Genomic DNA, 1484 nt, shown 5'->3' with positions numbered 1-1484 from the left:
CCGCCCCCTACGAGCGGTTCGCCCGGCGCTTTTGCGAGCTGGACGACGGCAAGGCCGCCAGCCGCGTCGTCGACCGCATCCTCCGGTCGGGCTGACCGGGCATGCGGGCACTCCGGCATCCGGCCGTGCCGGCAGCGGCGACGGTGGCGGCAGCGGCGACGGTGGCGGCAGCGGCGACGGTGGCGGCGGTGGTGACATGGGTGGTGGCGACGCAGGTGGCGATGGTCCTGCCGTCCCTGGCCGGGCGCAGCCCGTTCAGCGCGCAGGGGGCGGTGCTGCCGGTGGCGGTCGGCGGTCTGCTGCTGGCCGCGGGGCTGGCGGTCGCGGTGGCCCGCCGGGGGCGGTGGCGGAGCGCGTCCGGCACCGGCGCGCTGGCCGGGGTCGCCGCCGGGCTGCTGGCCGCGTGGGTGGCGCTGGCCCTGCGCACCAGCCTGCACGGCACGCCGTTCGGGTTCGCCGGACTGATCGGGGACCAGGGCCGGATGAGCGCGATGGCCACCCGCTACACCGCCACCGCCGCCCCCTCCGACGGGATCGTCGCCGGGGTGGCGACCGAGTACCCGCCGCTGTTCCCCTGGCTGGTCGGCCGGGCCTCGGCACTCCTGGACGTGCACGCCTGGCGGGTCCTCGGCGACGCACAACTCCTCACCATCTCCGGGGCCGTGCTGCTGACGTTCCTGCTGTGGACCCGGCTGGTCCCCCCGCCCGCCGCGCTGGCCATCGCCGCCGCTACGCCGGCCGCCTTCGCCGACCCGCGCAAGGCCCACGAGGTCGCCGCGCTGGCGGTGTTCATCCCCTGGGTCCTGGCGACGTTCGGCCGCCCGCCGCGCGGCCGGATCCACTGGCTGCCGGCCGGCGTCCTCGGCGGCCTGGTCGTGGCCACCTACCTGGGGTTCGTGCTGTGGGGCGCGGCCGGCATCCTCGTCCTGGCCTGGCTGACGTGGCGGACGGCCGACGACCGCCGCCGCTTCCTGTCGTACCTGGTGAAGGTGGTCGTGGTGGCCGCCGCGACCGCGAGCTGGTACCTGGTCCCCTACGCCTGGACGCTGCTGCGCGAGGGCGGGCAGATGGTCTCCGACCAGTTCCCCGCACCCGCCATCACCAGCGACCCCTTCCCGTTCCTGACCGCGACACCGCTGGGCGCCCTGCAGACCATCGGGCTGCTGGGCATCATCTGGTACCGCCGGGCCGCCTGGTGGGCCGCACCCCTGCTATGCCTGACCGGCGGCGCCTACCTGTACCGCGCCACCGCCGCCGCCCGCTACATCGTCACCGGCCACACCGGCCTCTACTACCACACCGCCCGGATGATCACCGTACTGCTCGCCATCGCCGGCATCCTCACCATCGCCCACGCGACACCCGGACTCGTACGGCGCCTCGCCACCCGCGACACCATCCCGCACGGCACCACCGCCACCGCCATCGCGGTACTGATCGGCTGGTCGGCGTTCACCTACTGGCAGGCATGGACACCCCCCACC

2 protein-coding genes are annotated in these 1484 nt (G+C 75.4%); both read left to right on the top strand.

Features of this window, described 5'->3' with window-relative positions; genetic code table 11:
- On the top strand, positions 1–95 hold a 95-nt coding region (locus E1284_RS44225; RefSeq protein WP_131945428.1), incomplete at its 5' end, for a CDP-glycerol glycerophosphotransferase family protein.
- 30 nt (positions 96–125) lie between these two features.
- Positions 126–1484: arabinofuranosyltransferase (locus E1284_RS40650; RefSeq protein WP_165965632.1), on the top strand; the 1359-nt coding region annotated here is incomplete at its 3' end.

The organism is Actinomadura bangladeshensis (genome assembly GCF_004348335.1).
Taxonomy (GTDB): Bacteria; Actinomycetota; Actinomycetes; order Streptosporangiales; family Streptosporangiaceae; genus Spirillospora; species Spirillospora bangladeshensis.
Note: the sequence above shows the minus strand (reverse complement) of the source record. Positions and strands in the feature narration are given on the sequence as shown.